Raw genomic sequence first — 23,087 nt, 5'->3', positions numbered from 1 at the left:
CTGCCGGCATCCGCAAAGCGAGCTTCAAGCGGAACCCTTTCCACGGCCGGCCTTCAACGGTCCCGCCGCCCGGTCCGCCCACCGCGCCTGCCCTCCAGGGCCTCTCGAACGACCACCCACACGAAAGCCAGCGAAGCGGCCATCAGCAGGACATCGCGCCATGACTGTCCCAGCCAGAGGTGCACGACGACCGCGGCGCCGCCGAAGCCGAGCACCGCCGAACCGAACCTCACCCAACGGCGTGCCTCCGGGGACTGCAACCACCCGGTCGTCCGCCGTCCATCAGACATGTCCAACTGGTACCACGATGGGATGATCTGCGCCCAAGATCCGTGCCATCTGCGAACCTGCCGCTACCCGATGGCCGTGGACGCCGGCGCGGGGCGCACGGCCGCCACGCGTGCGTGCCGGGGGCGCGTGGGCCGCGCGTGGGCCGGGACGATTGTCGCAAGCGTGCTACGGATGTGCCGCCGGGATCGCCCGCTGAGGCAGGGACCTTAAGGTGAGTGCCGTCGTTGAGGAGTGTGCGGGCTACGGGATCCTGGGGAAGGCACGGAGGAACTGAGGCTGTGGGCAACAGAAGGCGCGTCGCCGAGCGACGGAGAACAACCGCGCCCGCCGTGGTCGGCGGGGTGATCGCCCTGGTCGTCGGCGGCGCCGGGTTCGCCGTCTACACGCTGACCGGCGGCGGTGCCGCCGCCGACGAGCGGACGTCCCCCACCACCGACCACAAGGCCGTCAGGACCGGCCCGCTCAGCGCCGCCGAGATCCGCACGGCCTCCACCCGCTTCCTCACCGCGTGGCAGCAGGGCAGGGTCGGTGAGGCGGCCGCCGCCACCGACGACGCCTCCGCCGCCGCCCAGTTGCTGACCGGCTACGCCAAGGACGCCCACCTGAAGGACGTCACGCTCACCGCCGGCACGCCGACGGGCGCCAAGGTGCCGTTCTCCGTCAAGGCGACGGTCGCCTACCGGGACCTCAGCAAGCCGCTGGTGTACGGCAGTTCCTTCACCGTGGTGCGGCGGGCGAGCGACGGCAAGCCGCTGGTCGACTGGCACGCCTCGGTCGTCCACCCGGACCTGAGGGACGGGGACACCCTCGTCACCGGCGAGTCCGGAACCCCGCCGGTCAAGGCGCTGGACCGCCACGGCGGCGAGCTGACCGCCGCCAAGTACCCCTCGCTCGGGCCGGTGCTGGACGGGCTGCGGGAGAAGTACGGCAAGACCGCGGGCGGCAAGGCGGGCGTGGAGCTGCGCGTGGTGCGCGGCAAGGCCTCGCAGAAGGCCGGGCTGTCCGACAAGACGCTGGTGGAGCTGAGCAAGGGCACGCCGGGCACGGTGCGAACGACGCTGAGCCCCACCTTCCAGGCGGCGGCCGAGCAGCAGGTCGGCAAGCGGGCGAAGGCCTCCGTGGTCGTCGTACGGCCCTCGACCGGCGAGATCCTCGCGGTGGCCAACAGCGAGCACGGCTTCAACGTCGGCTTCCAGGGCTCCCTCGCGCCCGGCTCCACGATGAAGATCGTGACGTCGACCATGCTGTTCGAGAAGAAGCTCATCACCCCGGACGCCTCGCACCCCTGCCCCAAGACGTACAAGCTGGCCGGCTGGACGTTCCACAACGACGGCGACTCCGAGATCAAGAAGGGCACGTTCAAGCAGAGCTTCGGCGCCTCCTGCAACAACGCCTTCATCGACTTCGCGCCGAAGCTGTCGGACAGCGACCTGACGAAGGAGGCCCAGCAGGTCTACGGCCTCTCCATGGACAACTGGGCCATCGGCGTCCCGTCCTTCGACGGCTCCGTCCCCGTGCAGAGCGGCGCGCAGATGGGTGCCTCACTGATCGGGCAGGGCGGGGTGCGCATGAACCCGCTGAACATGGCGTCGGTGGCGGCCACGGTGGAGTCGGGCGTCTTCCGCCAGCCGTACCTGGTGTCCCCCGACGTGGACCACCGGACGCTGGCGAAGGCCGCGCGCACCATGTCCGCGACGACGCAGTCCCAGCTGAAGGACGTCATGCGGTTCACGGCGGACTACGGCACGGCGGCCAAGGCGATGGCAGGGATGAGCGGCGACTACGGCGCCAAGACGGGCTCCGCGGAGGTCGACGGACAGAAGAAGCCGAACGGCTGGTTCACCGCTTTCAAGGGCGATCTCGCCGCCGCGGGCGTGGTCCAGGCGGGCGGTCACGGCGGTGACACGGCCGGGCCGATCGTGGCGGCCCTGCTGAAGACGGGCGGCTGATCAGTTCGCGACGGGCGGCTGATCAGGCCCGTACCGGCTCCGCCGTGTAGGTCCGGCGCAGAAATCTCACCAGCGTCTTCGACTCGAACTGGACCACCTCGACACCGTTGTCGGAGTGGAACTCGACGACGGCCTGAACGCGTCCGCACGGCCACACCCGGACCGCGCCGCTCTCGGCCGGCGCCCGCAGGCCCCGTTCGAGCAGCGTGCGCGAGAACGTCCACTCGTGCGGTCCGGGCAGGCCCACCCGGACCGACCGTGGATCGGAGTCGGGGTCGTAGCGCAGCACTACGGGTACGGCCCCCGGATCCTCCTCGTCCGTGACGATGTGGGCGCGTGCGTACTGTTCGACTACAGACATCGGACCGCCCTTTCACGCCGGGTGACCTCTGAGAAACCTGTGTATCCGCCTCATCCCTAATGTCCCATATTTTCCGATTCACGCATTTTCGAGCGCGCCGACGAGCGGCGGGGCGAGCGGCGAGACCTTGTCTCTCTTGCAAAGGGTTGGCAACAACATATTAAAATCACCAGGTGCATGTACCTGACGGATTCATCGACGCCCCCACCTCCGCCGTCACCGGAGCGGCCGCCGCCGGCGCCCTCGCGGTGAGCCTGCGCGGCGCCCGCCGGGAACTCGACGAGCGCACCGCTCCGCTGGCCGGTCTGGTGGCGGCGTTCATCTTCGCCGTACAGATGCTCAACTTCCCCGTCGCGGCCGGAACAAGCGGCCATCTGCTGGGCGGAGCGCTCGCCGCGATCCTGGTCGGCCCGTACACGGGTGTGCTCTGCGTGTCCGTGGTGCTGCTCATGCAGGGCGTGCTGTTCGCGGACGGCGGGCTCACCGCGCTCGGCGTGAACGTCACCGACATGGCGATCACCACGACGGCCGTGTCGTACGCCGTCTTCCGCGCGCTGCTCGCCGTCCTGCCCCGCAGGCGGCGCTCGGTGACCGTGGCCTCCTTCGTCGCCGCTCTGGTGTCCGTGCCGGCCGCCGCCGTCGTCTTCACACTCCTGTATGCGATCGGCGGCACCACCGACGTGTCCATCGGCAAGGTCGCGACCGCGATGGTCGGCGTGCACCTGCTGATCGGCGTGGGGGAGGCCGTCATCACGGCTCTCACGGTGAGCGCGGTGATGGCCGTGCGCCCGGATCTCGTGTACGGCGCGCACGGCCTGCGACAGCGGCTCAAGTTGCGTGTGAACGGCGCGCTGGTGGACGCTCCGGCGCTCACAGGGGCGCCCACGGCGCCTGTGGCGGCGCGCACCTCCCGGCGGGCGCTGTGGATGACGGGTCTGGTCACCTCGCTGGTGCTGGCCGGTTTCGTGAGCTTCTACGCCTCCTCGAACCCCGACGGGCTGGAGAAGGTCGCGCACGACAAGGGGATCGACAGGGCGGAGCGGAGGCACGCCGCCGCCGGCTCCCCGCTCGCCGACTACGGCGTCAGGGACGTCTCGAACGCCCGCCTGTCCGGCGGTCTCGCGGGCGTGATCGGCGTCGGTGTCACGGTCGTGGCGGGCAGCGCGGTGTTCCGGGCCGTGCGCAGGCGCCGTACCGACGACGTCTCCGCGGCCCACACGGGCGGCTGACATGGGCGCCGGACATCTGCACAGGCTCTACCGGCACGGGCACTCGCCCGTGCACGGCCTGCCGCCGCACACCAAGCTCGCCGCCGCCTTCCTGTTCGTGGTGGTCGTCGTGTCGACCCCGCGCGAGGCGATGGGGGCGTTCGCGGCGTACGCCGTCCTGCTCGCGTTCGTCGCGCACCACGCGCGCGTGCCCGCACGTTTCCTGCTCAGGCGGCTGCTGATCGAGGTGCCGTTCGTGGCGTTCGCGGTGCTCATGCCGTTCGTGGCGGAGGGCGAGCGGGTGCACGTCCTCGGCCTCCCGCTCGGCGTGAACGGGCTGTGGGGCGCCTGGAACGTGCTCGCCAAGGGCACGCTCGGCGTCGCCGCCTCCGTGCTGCTGGCCGCCACCACCGAGCTGCGCCACCTGCTGCCGGGTCTGCAGCGGTTGGGACTGCCGCCGCTGCTCGTGCAGATCGCCTCCTTCATGATCCGCTACGGGGACCTCATCACCGACGAGATGCGCCGCATGCGGATCGCCCGCGAGTCGCGCGGCTTCGAGGCGAAGGGCGTCCGGCACTGGGGCGTGCTCGCCAAGTCCGCCGGCGCGCTCTTCATCCGCTCCTACGAACGCGGGGAGCGCGTGCACCTGGCCATGGTGAGCCGCGGGTACGCCGGGTCGATGCCCGTCATCGACGAGGTGACCGCCTCCGGCGCGCAGTGGCGGCGCGCACTCACGCTCCCCTGCGCCGCCCTCGTCGTCTGTCTGTGGGGATGGGTTCTGTGACACCTTCGCTGGAAGTGGCCGGACTGGCCTTCGCCTACCCCGACGGCCACCAGGCCCTGTTCGGCGTCGACTTCACCATCGCCCGCGGGGAACGAGTGGCGCTGCTCGGCCCGAACGGCGCCGGCAAGACCACCCTGGTGCTGCACCTGAACGGCATCCTGGGCGGCGGCACCGGCACCGTGACGGTGGCCGGACTGCCCGTCGGCAAGCGGCACATGGCCGCGATCCGGCAGAAGGTCGGCATCGTCTTCCAGGATCCGGACGACCAGTTGTTCATGCCGACGGTGCGCGAGGACGTCGCGTTCGGCCCGGCCGCGGCCGGGATCAAGGGCGCGGCGCTGGAGGAACGGGTGCACACCGCCCTGGAGCGGGTCGGCATGCGGGACCTCGCCGACCGCCCGCCGCACCACCTGTCTTTCGGTCAGCGCCGGCGCGTGGCCCTGGCCACCGTGCTCGCCATGGAGCCGGAGATCCTCGTCCTCGACGAGCCGTCGTCCAACCTCGACCCGGCCGCCCGCCGCGAACTCGCCGACATCCTGCGCTCCCTGGACGTCACGGTCCTCATGGTCACCCACGACCTCCCGTACGCCCTGGAGCTGTGCCCGCGCTCCCTGATCCTCGGCGACGGCGTCATCGCGGCCGACGGCCCGACCGGCACGCTGCTCTCCGACGAGGAGCTGATGCGCACGCACCGGCTGGAGCTGCCGTTCGGCTTCGACCCGAAGTCCGTGACAATGGGCGCGTGACGAACGAGGACCGCGCCCCCGAGGGGTCGCTGCTGCTGGACGACCAGCTGTGCTTCGCGCTGTACGCGGCACAGCGGGCCGTGACCGCCGCGTACCGTCCGCTGCTGGACGACCTCGGGCTCACCTACCCGCAGTACCTGGTGCTGCTGGTGCTGTGGGAGCGAGGCGAGACCAGCGTGAAGGAGCTGGCAGGCGCCCTGCGTCTGGACTACGGGACCGTCTCGCCGTTGCTGAAGCGGCTGGAGGGGGCGGGTCTGGTGCGCAGGGAGCGGGCGGCCGGCGACGAGCGCTCGGTGCTCGTCGCGTGCACGGGGCGCGGAGAGGAACTCAAGGAGCGCGCGGCGCGCATACCCGGCGCGCTGCTCACCACGACGGGTCTCGGCGCGCAGGAGGTCGCGCGGTTGCGCGAGGCACTGTGGCATCTCACCGAGCGCGCCGACGCGGCGGCCGACCGGCACTGATCCGGTTCCGGCGCGCCGATCTCCCGTTACCCCCGGTTGCCACCCCCTGGTGCCGTCTGCTGACGTACCGGACAGTACCTTGTGCACGATGTACTTGTGCGCCACTTTTTCCGGGGGAGGCCGGCCATGACCGAGGACACCGCTGTCGACACCCGTCCGACGAAGATCATGTACGTCGCCGAGGCCACCGCCCACGGCGGCCGCGACGGCTATGTCACCAGCCAGGACGGCCAGATCCAGCTGAGGGTCGCGATGCCTCCGGAGCTGGGCGGCGACGGCAACGGGACCAACCCGGAACAGCTCTTCGCGGCCGGCTACAGCTCCTGCTTCCACAACGCGCTGATCCTCGTCGGCAACCGCGCGGGCTACGACCTGACCGGCTCCACGGTGGCCGCCAAGGTCGGCATCGGCCCGAACCGGCACCGCGGCTACGGCCTCGCGGTCGCCCTCAGCGTCTCCCTGCCGGTACTGGACCCGGACGTGGCGGCCCGGCTGGTGGACGCGGCGCACGAGGTCTGCCCGTACTCCAACGCCACGCGCGGCAACATCGACGTAACGATTCTCCTCGGGTAGCGCCACCAAGGAATCCCAGGCGGACAGTGGCTGTTGGACCCATTGTCGAAGGCGAGCCGAAGGGAACGAGCGGACGTGGACGTGCACGGCACAGTGGCCGAGGGCTTCGAGCCGGTCAGGGAGGCGTTCGCAGCGAACTTCGCGCTGCTCGGCGAGCGCGGCGCGGCCGTGGCCGTGTACCGCGACGGGCACAAGGTCGTCGACCTGTGGGCCGGCACCAGGGACGTGGACGGTACGGCTCCCTGGGAGCCCGGCACCGCGCAGATCGTGCGGTCCGCCACCAAGGGCGTCGCCGCCGCCGCGCTCCTGCTGCTGCACCAGCGCGGCGAGCTGGACCTGGACGCCCCGGTCGGCGCGTACTGGCCCGAGTACAAGGCGGCCGGCAAGGAGCACACCCTGGTCCGGCACCTGCTCGCGCACCGCGCGGGCGTGCCCGTGCTGGACCGCCCGCTGACCCCCGCCGAGGCCGCCGACCCCGACCTGGGCGCCGCGGCCGTCGCCGCGCAGGCGCCGGTGTGGGAGCCCGGCACGGACCACGGCTACCACGCCCAGACCTACAGCTGGCTCACCGGCGAACTGATCCGGCGGATCACCGGCCGCCCGGCCGGCGTGTGGATCGCGGAGGAGATCGCGCGTCCCGTCGGCGCGGACCTGTGGCTCGGCCTGCCGGAGTCCGAGCACGCGCGCGTGGGCCGCGTCGGCCCTCTCGAGGCGCCCGAGGCCGTGGGCGGCCTGAAGACCCGCCCCAAGCGCGCGGTGGCCGAGGCCTACGCCGACCCGGACTCGCTGACCCGGCGCGCCTTCGCCGCGATCACCCCGCTGCCCGACGAGAACGACCCCGCCTACCGCGCGGCGGCCCTGCCCGCCTCCAACGGCATCGCCACCGCCGACGGGCTGGCCCGCTTCTACGCCTCGCTCATCGGCGCGGTGGACGGCGGCTGCCGGCTGTTCACCCCCGAGACGAGGGAACTCGCCCGCGCCGAGCAGTCCGCCGGACCGGACCGGGTGCTGGTGGTGGGCACCCGGTTCGGCCTCGGCCACATGCTGCACGGCGCGGCGTCCCCGCTGCTCTCCCCCGCCTCCTTCGGCCACCCGGGCCGGGGCGGCGCCCTCGCCTTCGCCGACCCGGAGACCGGTATCGCCTTCGGCTATGTCACCAACGGCTTCAGGAAGAGTGTGACAGCGGACCCGAGGGCGCAGGCGCTGGTACGGGCGGTACGCACGGCACTCGCCTAGGCGGGGTACGCACGGCGCTCGCCCGGGCGCTCGCGCCGTTGCGCGCCGTCACACGTTGATCGTGTGCGAGGTCCGTCCGGACGCCGCGTCGATCTCGTCGTGCGCCTTGGTCAGCAACTGCATGGCCAGTTCGTTGAGGGCACGGGCGCCCGCTATCTCCTCGCCGACCCTGGGCTGGTTGGAGTCGACGCGGTGCCTGGTCGCATGGCCGTGCGCCCGTACCTCGGTTCCATCGGGCAAGCGCACCAGGGCGGCCGCCTTCGTGTGCTGATCGTCCTCCTTGAACTCGAGCTCGACGTGCCATCCCACAGCGGTGTGCATCATGACGATCACCTCCGAAAACCCTTGCTTCCAGGGTGCGCCCCGGCACCCCGGCCCGTCATGTCGACGCCTGGTCCTCGAAGCTGGCGAAGTAGGCGGCGGCCATGTCCTCGTCGGCGTGCCCCTGCGCGGCGGCGCGGGCGAACCGCTCGGCGGCCGCCGCGGCGACGTCGAGCCGTACGCCGCCCCGCTCACCCGCCTGCACGATGAGCCGGGCGTCCTTCTCCGCGGTGGCCACCGCGAACGACGGCGGGGTCAGCCTGCCGTCGAGCACCAGCGCGGACTTCGCCCGCAGGTAACCCATGTCGAGCGGGCCGCCCTCGATGAGGTCGAAGAACCCCTGCGGATCCACGCCGAGGGCGCGGGAGAGCGCGAGGACCTCACCGGCCGCCGCGGTGGCCGCGAGCACCCAGCTGTTGGCGACCAGCTTCAGCCGGCTCGCGCTGCCCGCGCCGCCGTCGGACCCGGTCCACATGGTCTTCGCGCCGACCGCGTCGAAGACGGGCGCGACCGTCTCCCGGCCCTCCTCCGGCCCGGCGGCCAGCACGGTCAGCTGACCGGCCTCGGCGGGCTGCTTCGTACCGAGGACGGGTGCGTCGTAGAAGACGAGCCCGTGCTCGTCGGCGAAGGCGGCCAGGTCGGTGACCAGCTCGATGCCGGCGGTGGTGCACTGCGCCCACACCGTGCCGGGCCGCAGCGCCGGCGCGGCCTCGCGCATGACGTCCAGGACGGTGTTGCCGTCGTACAGCATCGTCAGGACGACGTCGGCGCCCTCGACGGCCTCCGCGGGTGTGCCGGCGATCCGCGCGCCGTCGGCGGCGAGTGGCTCGGCCTTGTCGCGCGTACGGTTCCACGCGCGGACCTCCAGCCCGGCACGGCACAGGTTCCGGGCCATCGCGGCCCCCATGATGCCGGTGCCCAGAACGCTGACGGTCGGCTTGTCGGTCATTGACGGCTCCCTGTCGTCCGATTGCTGCCCGGTGCTTCTCACTGACGGACTACCCGGCTACCCGGCGTGCAACATCAACCCGATGCCCACCACCAGCAGCCCGGCCGCCGCGATTCTGGGGGCGCCGAAGCGCTCCTTGAACAAGACCGCGCCGATCGCGGCCCCGACGATGATCGAGGACTCGCGCAGGGCGGCGATCGGCGCGAGTTCGGCGCGGGTCTGGGCCCACAGGACCAGGGCGTAGGCGGTGACGGACAGGGCGGCGCCGAGGAGACCGACGGCGGCGTGGGGCCGGAGCAGCCGGACGGTGTCGGCACGCGCGCGTGCGTACATGTAGCCCGGGATCACGACTCCCTGGATGGCCATGAGCCAGGCGATGTACCCGAGGGGTGCGTGCGCGGCGCGTACGCCCAGGCCGTCGATCACCGTGTACGCGGCGATCGTCAGGCCGGTCGCGAGGGCCGCGCCGATCGCCGCCCAGTTCGGGCGGCTGCCGCGCAGGCCCCACAGGCTGACGCCGATGAGTCCCACGCAGGACACGGCGATCCCGGCCAGCGCCCAGCCGCCGGGCACCTCGTGCGCGAACACGGCGGCCAGCACGGTGACCACGAGCGGGGCGCTGCCGCGCGCGATGGGGTACGCCTGCCCGAAGTCGCCGAGCCGGAAGGAGGTCATCAGCAGGGCGTAGTAGGCGATGTGGACGACCGCCGAGGTCAGCAGGTACGGCCAGGCGGGCCCCGCCGGGAAGGCCGCGAACGGCGCGATCGCGAGCCCGATCAGCACCCCGCCCCCCGATATCAGGCTGAAGCCGACCAGCTTGTCGGTGATCCGGTGCGCGATGGCGTTCCAGCTGGCGTGGGTCACCGCGGCGAGCAGGACGGCGGTCGCGACGAGCGGGGTCACGCGGTCCGCTCGCGCACGTCCGCCAGGTCGGCACCCGCGTGGGCCACCAGTGCCTTCGGTTCGATCGGGAAGACGGTGTGCGGCGTCCCGGCGGCCGCCCAGACCACGTCGTGGGCGAGCAGCGAACGGTCGGCGAGGACCCGCGTGCGTGTGCGGTGCCCGAAGGGCGGCACGCCGCCGATGGCGTACCCGGTGGTCTCGCGCACGACACCCGCGCCGGCCCGGGTGACCTCGCGGGCGCCCAGTTCCTCCCGTACCCGCTGCACGTCCACGCGGGAGGCCCCGTCCATGAGGACCAGCACCGGTACCCCGTCGGCGGCGAAGATCAGCGACTTGCAGATCTGGCTGAGCTCGCACCCGATGGCAGCGGCGGCCTCGGCCGCGGTCCGGGTGGCCTCCGGGAACCTCCTGGTCCGTGCGAGCACGTCGTCGAGGCCGAGCGCGCGAAGGGCTTCGGCGAAACGGGGGTGGGCTCCGGATGTGTCGGCGTCAGTGGCGGCTGTCGTCGTCATGGCAGGCACGCTACGCCATCGTCCGAACACCGCTCACGGCGTTTTCCCGGGCACGGCAGAAGGCCGGTGAGGGTGCAGCCCCGTCCCCACGGGCACCCTCACCGGCCGGTCCGTCGTCAGGAGCGGTACGTCAGGCCCGTACCAGCTCCCTCTCCTCGTCGGGGTCGGCGTCCTTGCCGCCCGCCGGGGACTGCGTGCGCAGGCCCTCGCCCTCGACGTCGACGTTGGGCAGCGCGCGGTCGAGCCACTTCGGCAGCCACCAGGCCCGCCTGCCGAGCAGGGCGAGCACCGCCGGGACGATGGCCATGCGGACGATGAACGCGTCGAAGAGGACGGCGACCGCGAGGCCGAAGCCGATCATCTTGACCATCGCCTCGCTGGAGCCGATGAAGCCGGAGAAGACGGCGATCATGATGACGGCCGCGGCGGTCACGACCCGCGCCCCGTGCTTGAAGCCGGTCACCACGGCCTGGCTCGGCTTCTCGCCGTGGACGAACGCCTCCCGCATCCGGGTCACGAGGAACACCTCGTAGTCCATCGCGAGGCCGAAGACGACACCCACCATGAAGATCGGCATCATCGACATGACCGGGCCGGTCTGCTCGACGTTCATCAGGCCGGACAGCCAGCCCCACTGGAAGACCGCCACGACCGCGCCGAGGGCCGCGAGCACGCTGAGCAGGAAGCCGAGGGCCGCCTTCAGCGGGACGAGGACCGAGCGGAAGACCACGATCAGCAGCAGGAACGCGAGGCCCACCACCAGCGCCAGGTAGGGCAGCAGCGCGTCGTTCAGCTTCTGCGAGACGTCGATGTTCATCGCCGTGGAGCCGGTGACCAGCACCTTGGAGTCGGTCTTCTCGGTGATGCCCGCGCCCTTGTCGCGGATGGCGTGCACCAGGTCCTCGGTCGTCTTCGAGGACGGCTTGGACCTGGGTACGACGGTGATCGTCGCGGTGTCGCCGGCCTTGTTGGGCACGGCCGGGGTGACCGTGACGACGTCCTTCAGGCCCTTGATCTCGTCGCCGACCTCGGTGAACGCCTTCTTGGGGTGGGCGCTGTCCTTGGCGTCGACCACGACCATCAGGGGGCCGTTGAAGCCGGGCCCGAAGCCCTCGGAGAGCAGGTCGTAGGCGCGGCGCTGAGTGGTGGAGGTGGGCTGGGAACCGTCGTCGGGCAGCCCCAGTTCCAGGGACGCGGCCGGGACCGCCGCCGCGCCGAGGCCGAGCACCCCGAGCAACAGGACGGCGACCGGGCGCCGTACGACGAAGCTCGCCCAGCGGGTGCCCATGTTGGGGCGGCCGGGCTTCTTCGGCGTACGGCCGCCGCCCAGCAGCTTGCTCTTCTGGCCGGCCGGCTTGATCCTGCGGCCCGCGTAGCCGAGCAACGCCGGGATCATCGTCAGCGCGATCAGGACGGCGACGGCGACCGTGCCCGCCGCGGCGATGCCCATCTTGGTGAGCATCGGGATGTTGACGACCGAGAGGCCGACCAGGGCGATGACGACGGTGAGGCCGGCGAAGACCACCGCCGAGCCCGCCGTGCCGACGGCCCGTCCGGCCGCCTCCTCGCGCTCGCGGCCCTCGGCCAGTTCGGCGCGGTAGCGGGAGACGATGAAGAGGGCGTAGTCGATGCCGACGGCCAGGCCGATCATCATCGCCAGGGTGGAGGTCGTGGAGCCGAGGTCCAGGGCGCTGGCGAGCGCGGTGATGGTGGAGACGCCGATGCCGACGCCGATGAGGGCGGTGAGCAGCGGGAATCCGGCCGCGAGCAGCGAACCGAAGGTGATGACGAGGACGACGGCGGCGATCCCGATGCCGATGACCTCGCTGGAGCCGGTCTCCGGGGCCGTGGTGAGCGCGTCACCGCCGACCTCGACGGTCAGCCCGGCGTCGCGCGCGTGCTGGGCGGCCTCCTTCAGGGCGTCCTTCGAGGAGCCCTTCAGCTCCATGCCGGAGACCTTGTACTTCACCGAGGCGTAGGCGATCGTGCCGTTCCGGCTGACGGCGTGCCCGGCGTAGGGGTCGGCGACGGAGACGACCTCGGAGCCGCTCTTCAGCTCCTTGACGGTCTTCTCGACGGCCGCCTTGTTGCCGGCGTCCGTCATCTTCTCGCCGCCGGGCGCCTTGAAGACCACGCGCGCGGTGGCGCCGTCGGCGCTCATCCCTGGGAAGCGCTGTTCCAGCAGGTCGAAGGCCTTCTGGGCCTCGGTACCGGGGATGGAGAAGGACGTGCTGCCGGCGGGCGGCGCGGAGGCGGCGCCCACCCCGGCCAGGGTGAGCAGCGCGACCCACAGCAGGGCGACGAAGTGCCGTCGCCGGAAGGCGAGCCGGCCGAGTTTGTAGAGGAACGTGGCCACGAGGGCGTACTCCCGGTCAGTCGTGGGGTTTTCAGGGCAGGGGTGATCAGCCCGACGACGTGAGCGGTTACGTCAGGTGGTGGGCTTGCTCGGGGAGAGGGTTCAGCTGGTGGAGAGGGTTCAGCTGGTGGAGGCGCCGAGGGCGGGGAGGACCACGGCGTCGATGTAGGACAGCAGGAAGGCCTGGGTCGGCGGCTGCTCGTCGATGAGCGAGCGGGCGGCGAACCCGCCGATCATCATGTGCATCACGTAGTCGAGCGCGGGGTTGTCCGCACGGATCTCACCCCGGTCGATCGCCCGCTCCAGCACGCGGCGGAACTCCGCCATCTCCGGCTCGATGAGATGGTCCTTGAACGCCCGCAGAAGGTCGGGATTGCCGTGCACGGCCATCGCCAGACCCCGCATCAGCGCGGAGTTCTGCTCCATCTCGCAGTCGTCCGAGCGCAGGGTGAGGGCGTGCAGATCACCCCGGAGCGACCCGGTGTCGACGTCGTCGGCCGAGCCGCCCGGCTTGTTGTGCCGCACCGCCTTCGCCACCAGCTCGGCCTTGCCGCCCCACTGGCGGTAGAGCGTGGCCTTGCTGGACCGGGTGCGGGCGGCGACGGCGTCCATGGTGAGGGCGTCGTAGCCGACCTCCCGGAGCAGGTCGAGCACGGCCTCGTACAGCTCGGCCTCACGCTCGGGTGTGATCCGGCTGCGACGTGCCGCCGTGACGGCCTCGGTCATGCCACTCACCTTCCCGCTCCGTATCTCCGTCCTCGTACATCCATGAAGATACCCTGAGGCGGATCGAAACGAAACAGTTTCGTACGTGTCCTGGCTCACCAAGGTGAAGGCCGCATAAGTTGCTGGGGCCCTGTACCCGGAAAAGCATGGGGAGGGTGAGCTATCTGCGCTTCCCCCACCTCAGCGGCGACCTGCTGTGCTTCGTGGCCGAGGACGACCTCTGGCTGGCCCCGCTCGACGCCCCGGGCCGTGCCTGGCGGCTCACGGCGGACCGCACCAAGGACGGGCACCCGCGGTTCTCGCCCGACGGCCGCGACATCGCCTACACGAGCTGGCGCAGCCTGGAGCCCGAGATCCACCTGGTGAGCGTCGACGGCGGTCCCACCCGGCAGCTGACGTACTGGGGCAGCACCGACACACAGGTCTGCGGCTGGACGCCCCCCGACGGGGAGGGCAACGCCGACATCCTGGCCGTCGCCTCCCACGGCGAGCCCTTCTCCCACTTCACCTGGGCCTACAAGGTGTCCACCGACGGCCACCCCGGCCGCAAACTGCCCTGGGGCCCGGTCGCCGACATCCAGGTCGCCGACGTCGAGGGCGAGCACAGGACGCTGCTGCTCACCGGCACCCCGCCGCACGAACCGGCCTCCTGGAAGCGCTACCGCGGCGGCGCCATGGGCCGCCTGTGGCTGCACGGGCGGCAGCTCGTGCCCGACATCGGCGGCCATCTGGCCTCCCCCATGTTCGTCGCCGGCCGGATCGCCTTCCTCTCCGACCACGAGGGCGTCGGCAACCTCTACTCCTGCGCCTACGACGGCACCGACCTGCGCCGCCACACCGACCACGACGCCTTCTACGCCCGGCACGCCGCAAGCGACGGCACCCGCGTGGTCTACCAGTGCGCGGGCGACCTGTGGCTGGTGGACGACTTCTCGCCGCGGGGCGTACCGCGCAGGCTGGACATCCGCCTCGCCGGGCCCGCCACCGGGCGCCGCCGCTACCCGGTCCCGGCCGCGCAGAACGTCGACGGAATCTCCGTGGACGAGACCGGCCGGGCCAGCGCCGTCGTCGTACGCGGCAGCCTGTACTGGCTCACCCACCGCGACGGCCCCGCCCGTACGATCACCGACCCGCCCGGGGTGCGGGTACGGCTGCCGGAGATGCTCGGCACGACCGGCCAGGTGGCGTACCTGACGGACGCCGAGGGCGAGGACGCCGTGGAGATCGCCCAGCTGCCCCGCGCGAGCGGCGACCGCGCTCCGCGCCGGCTCGCCTCCGGCCGGCTGGGCCGCGTCCTGGAGCTGGCCTGCGATCCCCTGGGCGAACGGCTGGCGGTCGCCTCGCACGACGGGCGGCTGCTGCTGATCGACGTGGCGGAGGAAGGGGAGGGGCAGGGGGAAGGGGCGAGGGAGTCGGAGGGTGAGTCGGGGGCCGGGTCGGAGAGTGCGGACGATCAGGTCGCGGAGGAAGCGGCGGACGCAGGAGACGGTTCCGGTGGATCCGGTGAAGCCGGCGTCGCCGATGCCGGTGAGCGGGTCACCGAGCTGATCCGGTCCGTCAACGGACCCGTGCGCGACCTCGCCTTCTCACCGGACGGTGCCTGGCTCACCTGGTCCCACCCGGGCATCGGCCGCTCCCTGCGCCAGATCAAGCTGGCCCGCATCAAGGACCGGCTGATCGTGGACGTGACCAACGGCCGCTTCGAGGACGAGAACCCCGTCTTCACCCGCGACGGCCGCTATCTCGCCTTCCTCTCCTGGCGCGGCTTCGACCCGGTGTACGACGTCCACACCGGCGACCTGTCCTTCCCGCTCGGCTGCCGCCCCTACCTCGTGCCGCTGAACTCGGCGACCCCCTCCCCCTTCGCGCTGAACCCCGAGGGCCGTCCGGCGGCCGGCGGGCTCGACCCGGTCGAGGAGGAGGAGACGGGCGAGGCCGGCACGGTCACCGTGGAGGTGGAGGGCCTGGCGATGCGGGTCACACCGTTCCCGGTGATCGCCTCCAAGTACTCCGCGCTGGCCCCGGTCGCCGGCGGCGGGCTGGTCTGGCTGCGCTGGCCGATCTCCGGCGCGCTCGGCGAGACCTTCGCCAACCCGGCCGACATCAGCGGCCGTCCGACCCTGGAGTACTTCAACCTCGCCAAGGCGAAGAAGTCCGAACTGGTCGACCACCTGGACTGGTTCGCGGTCAGCGGCGACGGGACGCGGCTGGTGGTCGTGGACGAGGGCGACCTGCGCGCGGTGCCCGCCACGGAGCTGGGCGACAGCGACACGACCGTCTGGATCGACCTGCGCCGCATCCTGCACGTGGTCGACCCGCCCGCCGAGTGGCGCCAGGCCTTCGACGAGGCCGGCCGGCTCATCCGCGCCTACTTCTGGGACCCCGGCATGTGCGGCATCGACTGGGACGCGGTGCTCGACCAGTACCGTCCCCTCGTCGAACGGGTCGCCTCCCCGGACGAGTTCGCGGACCTCCTGCGCGAGGTCCTCGGCGAACTCGGCACCTCGCACGCCTACGTCACCGCCGCCCGCCGCAACGAGGGCCCACCCCACTACCAGCGCTGGCAGGGTCTCCTCGGCGCCAACTTCGTGCACCGCGAGGAGGGTTGGATCGTCAAACGCATCCTGTCCGGCGACTCCTCCGACTCCAAGGCCCGTTCACCGCTGGCCGGCACGGGCATCCGCGAGGGCGCGGTCCTCACCCACGTCGACGGCCGCCCGGTCGATCCGGTGACCGGACCGTATCCGCTCCTCGCAGGCTCCGGCGGTACGACCGTGGAGCTGACGTTCGCCCAGGCGGACGGCGAGGGGCACGCCCGCCGGGTCGCCGTCGTCCCGCTCATCGACGAACGGCCGCTGCGCTACCAGGACTGGGTCGCCAAACGCCGTACGGTCGTCCGGGAGTTGAGCGGCGGCAAGTGCGGCTATCTGCACATCCCCGACATGGGCGGCTCCGGCTGGGCCCAGTTCAACCGCGACCTGCGCATGGAGGTGTCCCGGCCCGCCCTGATCGTGGACGTGCGCGGCAACGCGGGCGGGCACATCAGCGAACTCGTCATCGAGAAGCTGACCCGGACCATCCTGGGCTGGGATCTGACCCGGGACGCGCAACCGGTGTCGTACACCTCGAACGCCCCGAGGGGCCCGGTGGTCGCCCTCGCCGACGAGGCGACCTCCTCGGACGGCGACATGATCACGGCCGCCTTCAAGCTGCTGAAACTCGGCCCGGTGATCGGCACCCGCACCTGGGGCGGCGTGGTCGGCATGACCGGCCGCCACCGGCTGGGCGACGGCACGGTCATCACCGTCCCGATGAACGCGGCCTGGTTCGACGCCTACGGCTGGTCCGTGGAGAACCACGGCGTCACCCCCGACCTGGAGATCCTGCGCACCCCCCTGGACTGGGCCGAGGGCCGCCACGCCCAACTCGCCGACGCGGTCCAACTGGCCCTGGAACTCCTGGAGTCCAACCCGGCGGCCATCCCCCCCGGCTACACCGGCCTCCCCGACCGCTCCCGCCCGAAACTGCCGCAGCGACCCAGTTGATCGCGAGGGACGCGCGTGAAGGGGTGCGGGGAACTGCGCGAGCGACCCACCACGCACCCGCACCGGACAAACGCACCTCCACCGCCCCAGAACAGACGCAGGGCGCCCTCCAAGAAGAAGGGCGCCCCACGCCAAGACGGCCAAAGCCGAGCGCAGCGACTACGCGTCGTAGTCCCGGTCGAAGCGGTCTTCCATCTCCGCCTCCGTGTCCTCGATGTCGCGCAGGTTCTCGCGACCGCGCTGCGGCTGCTGGCCACGCTGGGGCTGCTGACCGCGCTGCGGCTGCTGGCCGCGCTGGGACTGCTGCTGACCGGCCCGCTCACGGGCGTCACCGATCTTCTGCTTGCCCTGTTCCTGCCACTCGTTGGCCTTGTCCTTCATACCCATGTGGGTTCACTCCCGTGGTGGGTGAGGTGGGGGAAACGGCCCCTCGGAGGGGCCTCACCCAGATTCACACGGCCGACCACGGAACGCATGTGGATCACTTACGGTGCGTAGCGCGGGCTGCGTCATCAGCCGCCCCACCTGCGCCGACGAGCCCGGAGCGCATTCCCTGGAGACGGGGCGCGAACCGTTTCATCTCGCGCTGCCCGACCCGCCCGATGAGCGCCGGCAGATAGCCGCGCACGCCCTGCATGCCGCGCAGCCACCACTGCCCGTACACATGTGCCGAGCGCCGCTCGATCCCGGCGACCAGCCGGTCCACCGTCGGTCCCAGCGGATACGTCTTGTTGGACGGCCACACCAGTCGCTGCCTGAGCTCCCGCATGACGTCGTCCTGGTCGGCCCCGCGCACCATGTCGGTGTCGGTCCAGGACAGGTAGGCGACACCGACGCGCACGCCCTGGTAGCCGACCTCGGCGCGCAGACTGTGCGCGTACGCCTCCACACCCGACTTGGACGCGCAGTACGCCGTCATCATCGGCGCCGGGGTGATCGCGGCGAGCGAGGCGATCTGCAGCAGATAGCCCCGGCTCTCCACCAGGACCGGCAGGAAGGCCCGCGCGGTCACCGCCGAACCGATCAGGTTCACCTCGATCACCCGCCGCCAGGCCTGCGGATCGGAGTCCATGAACGGACCGCCGGTCGCCACACCGGCGTTGGCGACCACGATGTCGACCTTCCCGAACCGCGCCTTCACCTCCTGCGCGACCCGGCTCATCGTCTCGTGGTCGGTGACGTCGGCGTACCAGTAGGCGCTGTCGCTGTGCAGCCGCTCGGAGACCTCCTTGAGCGCCTCCTCCTCCAGACCGACCAGCGCCACCTTCGCGCCGCGCGCGGAGAGCTTGCGCGCCAGCTGCTCACCGACGCCGCGCGCCGCTCCGGTGACGACCGCCACCTGGCCTTCGAGGCTGACCCTGCTCATGCGCCCTCCTTGATCTGCTCCGGGGTGGAACCGTGCGCGTCCTCGGGATCGGTGCCCGTGACGGTGACATACGTGGTGACGAGTTCCCGGATCCTGCCGGTCACCAGGTCGGGGGCCTCGATCGGGGTCATGTGGCCGATGCCGGGCAGCTCGGTGAGGCCGACGCAGTGCGGCAGCGCGGCGACCAGCGCACGGGCGTGCACGGGGGGCGTGAGCCGGTCGGACACGCCGTGCACGATCGCGGTGGGCGCATGCAACTCCCGTACGCCGTGGTCGAGATCGAGTGCCTCGAGCGCCCGCGCCCAGGCATGGCGCACCGAGCGCGGACAGGCGTGCACGATCCGCGCGCACGCCTCCACCATGTGCGGGGCGGAACCGGCACCCATGGTGGCGTACTTGAGGATGCTCTTCGCGACCGGCGTGACAGGGCCGAGCGGGGCGCGCGAGCCGAGAATGCGCCCGGTGAGCCAGGTGCGCACGCGCCCGGCGCCGAGCGGCACCACGCGCGCCTGAGCGACCAGCCGCGAACTGCCCGTGCTGCACAGCAGGACAGCGGCGGCGTGATCACGGAAGCGGGGGCGCGTCGCCGCGGCCATGACGGTCATCCCGCCCATGGAGTGGCCGACGATCAGCGCCTTCTCCCCGGGTGCGAGCGTCTGCGCGAGCACCGCTTCGAGGTCGTCCGCCAGCGCGTGGGTGGTGCACGCGGGGCTCGCGGGGCTGCGCCCATGCCCCCGCTGGTCGTACGCGATCACACGGTGGTCGGTCGCCAGCTCCCGTATCTGCGCCGCCCAGAACGCGGTCGAGCAGGTCCAGCCGTGGGCGAGGACGACGGGGGGCGCCTTCTCGGGACCGTGCACCTCGACGTGCAGCCGCGCGCCGTCGGCGGAAACGACGGTGAGCTCCCGGGAGGGGGTGGGCGGGGCGTACGGTCCGGAGGTCACGGAAGCCGCGGGGGCGGGCCGGCTCATGCGGCACCCTCGCTCCGCGCGGCGGCGGCCACCGTCTTCTGCTGTACGGCCGCACCGGCAGGCTTGCTGCCGGGCTTGCGGATGACCTCGTACTCCCCCAGGTCGACCCGCCGGGTCGCGCGCCGGAACTCCGCCGTCGTACCGGGCCAGATGGTGGTGTTGCGGCCGCTCGCGTCGAGGTACCAGCTGGTGCAGCCGCCGGTGTTCCACACGGTGCGCTTCATGCGCTCCTGGACCTTCCGGTTCCAGTCCTCGACGGCCGCGGGCCGGGCATCGAGGGCCGTGCGGCCGCCGAGGACGTCCAATTGCCGCAGATAGTCGGCCATGTAGTTCAGCTGGGACTCGATCATGAGGATCATCGAGGAGTTCCCGAGACCGGTGTTGGGCCCGATGATCGTCATCCAGTTGGGGAACCCGGCGGCCGCGGCGCCGCGCAGCGCCTGCATGCCGTTCTTCCAGGACTCGGCGAGGGTGACGCCCTCCGCGCCGACCACCCGCTCGGCGATCGGCATGTCCGTGACGTGGAAGCCCGTACCGAAGACGATCGCGTCGACCTCGGCCTCGGTGCCGTCGGCGGCGACGACGGTCGACCCGCGGATCTCGCTGAGCCCACTGGCGACGACGTCCACGTTCGGCCTGGCCAGCGCCGGGTAGTACTCGCTGGACAGCAGGATCCGCTTGCAGCCGATGCGGTAGTCGGGAGTGAGCTTGGCGCGCAGGGCCGGGTCCTTGACGGCGCGGGCCATGTTGCGCTTGGCGAGCCGCTCGACCAGGCCGAGTTCGTCGGGATGCTTGGTGAACGCCTGGACCTGCAGCTCCCGGATGCCCCACAGCAGGCCGCGCCTGAGCTGGGTGGTGAAGGGCAGGGCCCGGTGCAGTCGGCGCTCGGCGCCGCTGATGGCGCGGTCGATGCGGGGCATCACCCAGGGCGGGGTCCGCTGGAAGAGGGTGAGCCGGCCGACCTGCGGCTGGATCGCGGGCACGATCTGAATGGCGGAGGCACCGGTGCCGACCATCGCGACGCGCTTGCCGCGCAGGTCGTAGTCGTGGTCCCAGCGGGCGGAGTGGAAGACCTTGCCCGGGAAGGACGCGAGGCCCGGGATCTCGGGGACCTTCGGGTCGGACAGCGGCCCGGTGGCGGAGACGACGACGTCGGCGGTGAGCGTGCCCCGTACGGTCTCGATCTCCCACCACAGCTTCTCGGTGTCCCACCGCATCAGCTTGACCTCGGAGTCGAAGCGGATGTGCGGGCGCAGCCCGAAGACGTCGGTGACGTGCTCCAGGTAGGCGCGGATGTGCTGCTGCCCGGAGAAGGTGCGCGGCCAGTCGGGGTTGGGCGCGAAGGAGAAGGAGTAGAGGTGGGAGGGCACGTCACAGGCGCACCCGGGGTAACTGTTGTCCCGCCAGGTCCCGCCGACGCTGTCCGCCCGCTCCAGGACGACGAAGTCGGTGATCCCTTCGCGGCGCAGCCGCACGGCGGCCCCCAGCCCGCCGAACCCGGACCCGATCACCGCCACCCGTACATGCTCGTGCTCGGCCATCGACGAAGCCTCCACGCGTCACCTAGGAACCCAGGAACTCTGCCAGTGAACACTGGCGCAATGGGACTGTAGAGCAGCTCCGTACTCGGCGGTAGGGGTCGGGAAAGGAAAGTTACCGGCGGTACAACATAGGCTGCGGGCGTGGCAGAGGACGCAGAACACCCGGAGGTACGACCCCAGGCGCGGCGCGAGTACCGCATGGAGGAGCTGGCGCGGCTGGCCGGCATCACCGTGCGCACCCTGCGCTTCTACCGCGAGCGCAAGCTGATCCCCCCGCCCCGCCGCGAGGGCCGTATCGCCTGGTACGACGACCACCACCTGGCTCGTCTGCGCACCATCGCCGCCCTGCTGGAGCGCGGCCACACGCTGAACGGCATCGCCGAACTCGCCGAAGCCCTCGACCAGGGCCGAGGCGTCGCCGACCTCCTCGGCGTCGGCACCCCCACCGAGGAGGAGCCGGTCCGCCTCACCCCGGAGGAACTCGCCGCCCGCTTCGAGGGCGAGGTCACCCCCGAGAACCTCGCCGCCGCCATGGAACTGGGCTACCTCGGCACCGACGGCGACGAGATCGTCCACATCAGCCGCCGCCTGCTGGACGTCTCCTCCGCCCTGGTCCGCGAGGGCATCCCGCTCGCCGAGGTCCTCACCGCCGGCGCCCGGGTCCGCGAACACGCCGACGCCCTGGCCGAACTCTTCACCGACCTGATCCTCCGCCACGGCCCCGAGGAGGACCTCCACCGCCTGCGCCCCCTGGCCCGCAGCGTGGTGGAGGCGGAGCTGTCCCTGGCGCTGGACCGGCGGATCAACAAGGAGACGGGCGCGCAGGACACCTGAACGCGCCCCTGCTGAACGCCCCCTGCGTATGGCCGGCGGTCGCGTGTCAGAGGTCGTAGACGACGGTCACCGGGGCGTGGTCCGACCAGCGCTCGGCATGCGTGGCCGCGCGCTCGACGAAGCCCTTCACCGCCTTGCCGGCGAGACCGGGCGTGGCCACGTGGTGGTCGATGCGCCATCCGGAGTCGTTGTCGAAGGCCCGGCCCCGGTACGACCACCAGGTGTACGGCCCCTCGACGTCAGGGTGCAGGGCGCGTACGACGTCGACGTACCCGCCGTCCTCGGCGGCGAACACCCGCCCGAGCCATTCCCGCTCCTCCGGAAGGAAGCCGGAGTTCTTGGTGTTGGCGCGCCAGTTCTTGAGGTCGGCCTGCTGGTGGGCGATGTTCCAGTCACCGCAGACGACCACTTCGCGCCCGTCGGCGGCGGCCCTTTCGCGCAGCGCCTTGAGATGGGCGAGGAACTCGCCCATGAAGCGGACCTTCTCGTCCTGGCGCTCGGTGCCGACCTCACCGGAGGGCAGATAGAGGGAGGCGACCGTGACGCCGGGCAGATCCGCCTCGACATAGCGCCCGCTGCCGTCGAACTCGGCCGAGCCGAAGCCGACCCGGACGCGGTCGGGCTCGCGCCGCGTGTAGAGGGAGACGCCCGCACGGCCCTTGGCGGCGGCCGGGGCGTGCACGACGTGCCAGCCGTCGGGCTGCCGCACCTCCTCGGGCAGCTGGTGCGGCTCGGCGCGCACCTCCTGCAGGCAGACGACGTCCGCGTCAGTCCGCGCGAGCCACTCCACGAAGCCCTTCTTGGCGGCGGCTCGCAGCCCGTTCACGTTCACCGAGGTCACAGTCAGCACCAGGGCACGATACCGGCACACTGGTCCGAGTGCCCGGAAAAGGCCGAAGCCCCCCTACTGCATAGAAGTACGATACCCAGCATGAATATACGTCGTGTTCGTTTCGACCACCCCGACGCCGTCAAGCTCAACGACGAGGTCCAGGCCGAGTACCACCTTCGCTACGGCGACGGCGGCGACGCCACGCTCCTCGATCCCGCCGACTTCGACCCGCCCCGGGGTGTGTACCTGATCGCCTACGACGAGCACGACCGTCCCGTCGCGACCGGCGGCTGGCGCAGCCAGGACCGCAACGACGAGGGCAACGAGGACGGCGACGCCGAGCTGAAGCGCATGTTCGTGATCACTCAGATGCGCGGCCGGGGCCTGGCCCGCCGCATGCTCGCGGCACTGGAGGAGAACGCCCGGATGGCCGGCCGCGTCCGCATGGTCCTGGAGACGGGCACCAAGCAGCCGGAGGCCATCGCCCTGTACACCTCCAGCGGCTACGAGCCGTGCGCCAAGTTCGGCTACTACCGCCACTACGAGGACAGCCGCTGCTTCGCGAAGCAGCTGTGAACACGATGGAGCCCCGGTCGGCTTCCGCCGACCGGGGCTCCATGCT

The 23,087-nt window shown here is 71.6% G+C and carries 23 protein-coding genes; 10 read left to right on the top strand and 13 right to left on the bottom strand.

The features are described from left to right. Positions 1-53 precede the first annotated feature (53 nt). Positions 54-290 carry a hypothetical protein gene (locus FB563_RS17750; RefSeq protein WP_142218778.1) on the bottom strand — a complete coding sequence of 79 codons (237 nt, stop codon included), beginning with the start codon at positions 288-290 and terminating at the stop codon, positions 54-56. Between the two features lie 279 nt (positions 291-569). On the opposite strand from FB563_RS17750, the gene FB563_RS17745 reads away from it, so the two are divergent. Then, positions 570-2,240 carry a penicillin-binding transpeptidase domain-containing protein gene (locus FB563_RS17745; RefSeq protein ID WP_055704287.1) on the top strand — a complete coding sequence of 557 codons (1,671 nt, stop codon included), beginning with the start codon at positions 570-572 and terminating at the stop codon, positions 2,238-2,240. Between the two features lie 22 nt (positions 2,241-2,262). On the opposite strand, the gene FB563_RS17740 is transcribed toward FB563_RS17745, so the two are convergent. Then, complete coding sequence (locus FB563_RS17740; protein ID WP_055704286.1) at positions 2,263-2,601, bottom strand: SsgA family sporulation/cell division regulator; 339 nt, start codon at positions 2,599-2,601, stop codon at positions 2,263-2,265. Positions 2,602-2,774: 173 nt separating this feature from the next. On the opposite strand from FB563_RS17740, the gene FB563_RS17735 reads away from it, so the two are divergent. From FB563_RS17735 to FB563_RS17710, 6 genes are all read left to right on the top strand, one after another. Then, positions 2,775-3,830, top strand: coding sequence for an energy-coupling factor ABC transporter permease (locus FB563_RS17735; RefSeq protein ID WP_055704285.1), 1,056 nt, complete (start codon positions 2,775-2,777; stop codon positions 3,828-3,830). A 1-nt stretch (position 3,831) separates the two neighbouring features. Then, positions 3,832-4,593: a cobalt ECF transporter T component CbiQ gene (cbiQ, locus tag FB563_RS17730; RefSeq protein ID WP_055704284.1), complete on the top strand. Its 762-nt coding sequence runs from the start codon at positions 3,832-3,834 to the stop codon at positions 4,591-4,593. Then, complete coding sequence (locus FB563_RS17725) at positions 4,581-5,339, top strand: energy-coupling factor ABC transporter ATP-binding protein (RefSeq protein WP_055704283.1); 759 nt, start codon at positions 4,581-4,583, stop codon at positions 5,337-5,339. Before cbiQ ends, FB563_RS17725 begins: the two co-directional genes overlap by 13 nt. Beyond that, positions 5,336-5,800, top strand: a complete 465-nt coding sequence (locus FB563_RS17720) for a MarR family winged helix-turn-helix transcriptional regulator (RefSeq protein ID WP_055704282.1) — start codon at positions 5,336-5,338, stop codon at positions 5,798-5,800. The genes FB563_RS17725 and FB563_RS17720 overlap by 4 nt, the downstream gene beginning before the upstream one ends. A gap of 126 nt (positions 5,801-5,926) precedes the next feature. Further along, the gene (locus FB563_RS17715) at positions 5,927-6,373 is read left to right on the top strand and encodes an organic hydroperoxide resistance protein (RefSeq protein ID WP_055704281.1); all 447 of its coding nucleotides are present in this window, start codon (positions 5,927-5,929) and stop codon (positions 6,371-6,373) included. 75 nt (positions 6,374-6,448) lie between these two features. Then, positions 6,449-7,609 (top strand): serine hydrolase domain-containing protein, encoded by a 1,161-nt coding sequence (locus FB563_RS17710; RefSeq protein ID WP_055704280.1) that lies wholly within the window; start codon positions 6,449-6,451, stop codon positions 7,607-7,609. Between the two features lie 48 nt (positions 7,610-7,657). Here the strand turns inward: FB563_RS17710 and FB563_RS17705 are convergent, their stop codons facing one another. From FB563_RS17705 to FB563_RS17680, 6 genes are all read right to left on the bottom strand, one after another. Then, on the bottom strand, positions 7,658-7,933 hold the full coding sequence (locus FB563_RS17705) for a DUF1876 domain-containing protein (protein ID WP_055704292.1): 276 nt from the start codon (positions 7,931-7,933) through the stop codon (positions 7,658-7,660). A gap of 55 nt (positions 7,934-7,988) precedes the next feature. Beyond that, positions 7,989-8,879, bottom strand: a complete 891-nt coding sequence (locus tag FB563_RS17700; RefSeq protein ID WP_055704279.1) for an NAD(P)-dependent oxidoreductase — start codon at positions 8,877-8,879, stop codon at positions 7,989-7,991. Between the two features lie 57 nt (positions 8,880-8,936). Continuing rightward, on the bottom strand, positions 8,937-9,782 hold the full coding sequence (locus FB563_RS17695; RefSeq protein ID WP_055704278.1) for a DMT family transporter: 846 nt from the start codon (positions 9,780-9,782) through the stop codon (positions 8,937-8,939). After that, a complete protein-coding gene (locus FB563_RS17690) occupies positions 9,779-10,294 on the bottom strand; it encodes a YbaK/EbsC family protein (RefSeq protein WP_055704277.1) in 516 nt (171 codons plus the stop codon). Before FB563_RS17690 ends, FB563_RS17695 begins: the two co-directional genes overlap by 4 nt. 130 nt (positions 10,295-10,424) lie before the next feature. Next, a complete protein-coding gene (locus tag FB563_RS17685; protein WP_055704276.1) occupies positions 10,425-12,650 on the bottom strand; it encodes an MMPL family transporter in 2,226 nt (741 codons plus the stop codon). A 120-nt stretch (positions 12,651-12,770) separates the two neighbouring features. Next, entirely contained in the window at positions 12,771-13,376 is a 606-nt protein-coding gene (locus tag FB563_RS17680) for a TetR/AcrR family transcriptional regulator (RefSeq protein ID WP_055704275.1), read from the bottom strand. Between the two features lie 146 nt (positions 13,377-13,522). Here FB563_RS17680 and FB563_RS17675 point away from each other — a divergent pair, with 146 nt between their 5' ends. Then, on the top strand, positions 13,523-16,921 hold the full coding sequence (locus tag FB563_RS17675; protein ID WP_142218777.1) for a S41 family peptidase: 3,399 nt from the start codon (positions 13,523-13,525) through the stop codon (positions 16,919-16,921). 159 nt (positions 16,922-17,080) lie between these two features. Here FB563_RS17675 and FB563_RS17670 read toward each other — a convergent pair whose 3' ends face one another. The 4 genes from FB563_RS17670 to FB563_RS17655 form a co-directional block, all read right to left on the bottom strand. Beyond that, the gene (locus FB563_RS17670) at positions 17,081-17,308 is read right to left on the bottom strand and encodes a hypothetical protein (protein ID WP_055710487.1); all 228 of its coding nucleotides are present in this window, start codon (positions 17,306-17,308) and stop codon (positions 17,081-17,083) included. Between the two features lie 94 nt (positions 17,309-17,402). Beyond that, positions 17,403-18,287, bottom strand: a complete 885-nt coding sequence (locus FB563_RS17665; RefSeq protein ID WP_055710486.1) for an SDR family oxidoreductase — start codon at positions 18,285-18,287, stop codon at positions 17,403-17,405. Continuing rightward, on the bottom strand, positions 18,284-19,258 hold the full coding sequence (locus tag FB563_RS17660; RefSeq protein WP_142218776.1) for an alpha/beta fold hydrolase: 975 nt from the start codon (positions 19,256-19,258) through the stop codon (positions 18,284-18,286). Before FB563_RS17660 ends, FB563_RS17665 begins: the two co-directional genes overlap by 4 nt. Then, a complete protein-coding gene (locus FB563_RS17655; protein ID WP_055707055.1) occupies positions 19,255-20,799 on the bottom strand; it encodes a flavin-containing monooxygenase in 1,545 nt (514 codons plus the stop codon). The genes FB563_RS17660 and FB563_RS17655 overlap by 4 nt, the downstream gene beginning before the upstream one ends. Before the next feature lie 198 nt (positions 20,800-20,997). Here FB563_RS17655 and FB563_RS17650 point away from each other — a divergent pair, with 198 nt between their 5' ends. After that, positions 20,998-21,633, top strand: coding sequence for a MerR family transcriptional regulator (locus FB563_RS17650; protein WP_055707056.1), 636 nt, complete (start codon positions 20,998-21,000; stop codon positions 21,631-21,633). A 46-nt stretch (positions 21,634-21,679) separates the two neighbouring features. On the opposite strand, the gene FB563_RS17645 is transcribed toward FB563_RS17650, so the two are convergent. Next, complete coding sequence (locus FB563_RS17645; RefSeq protein WP_055707054.1) at positions 21,680-22,483, bottom strand: exodeoxyribonuclease III; 804 nt, start codon at positions 22,481-22,483, stop codon at positions 21,680-21,682. An 81-nt stretch (positions 22,484-22,564) separates the two neighbouring features. Here FB563_RS17645 and FB563_RS17640 point away from each other — a divergent pair, with 81 nt between their 5' ends. Continuing rightward, the gene (locus tag FB563_RS17640) at positions 22,565-23,041 is read left to right on the top strand and encodes a GNAT family N-acetyltransferase (protein ID WP_055707053.1); all 477 of its coding nucleotides are present in this window, start codon (positions 22,565-22,567) and stop codon (positions 23,039-23,041) included. The last annotated feature ends 46 nt before the right edge of the window (positions 23,042-23,087 follow it).

The sequence above is a fragment of the Streptomyces puniciscabiei genome (assembly GCF_006715785.1).
Lineage (GTDB): Bacteria > Actinomycetota > Actinomycetes > Streptomycetales > Streptomycetaceae > Streptomyces > Streptomyces puniciscabiei.
This window is presented reverse-complemented; position numbering and strand designations above follow the sequence as displayed.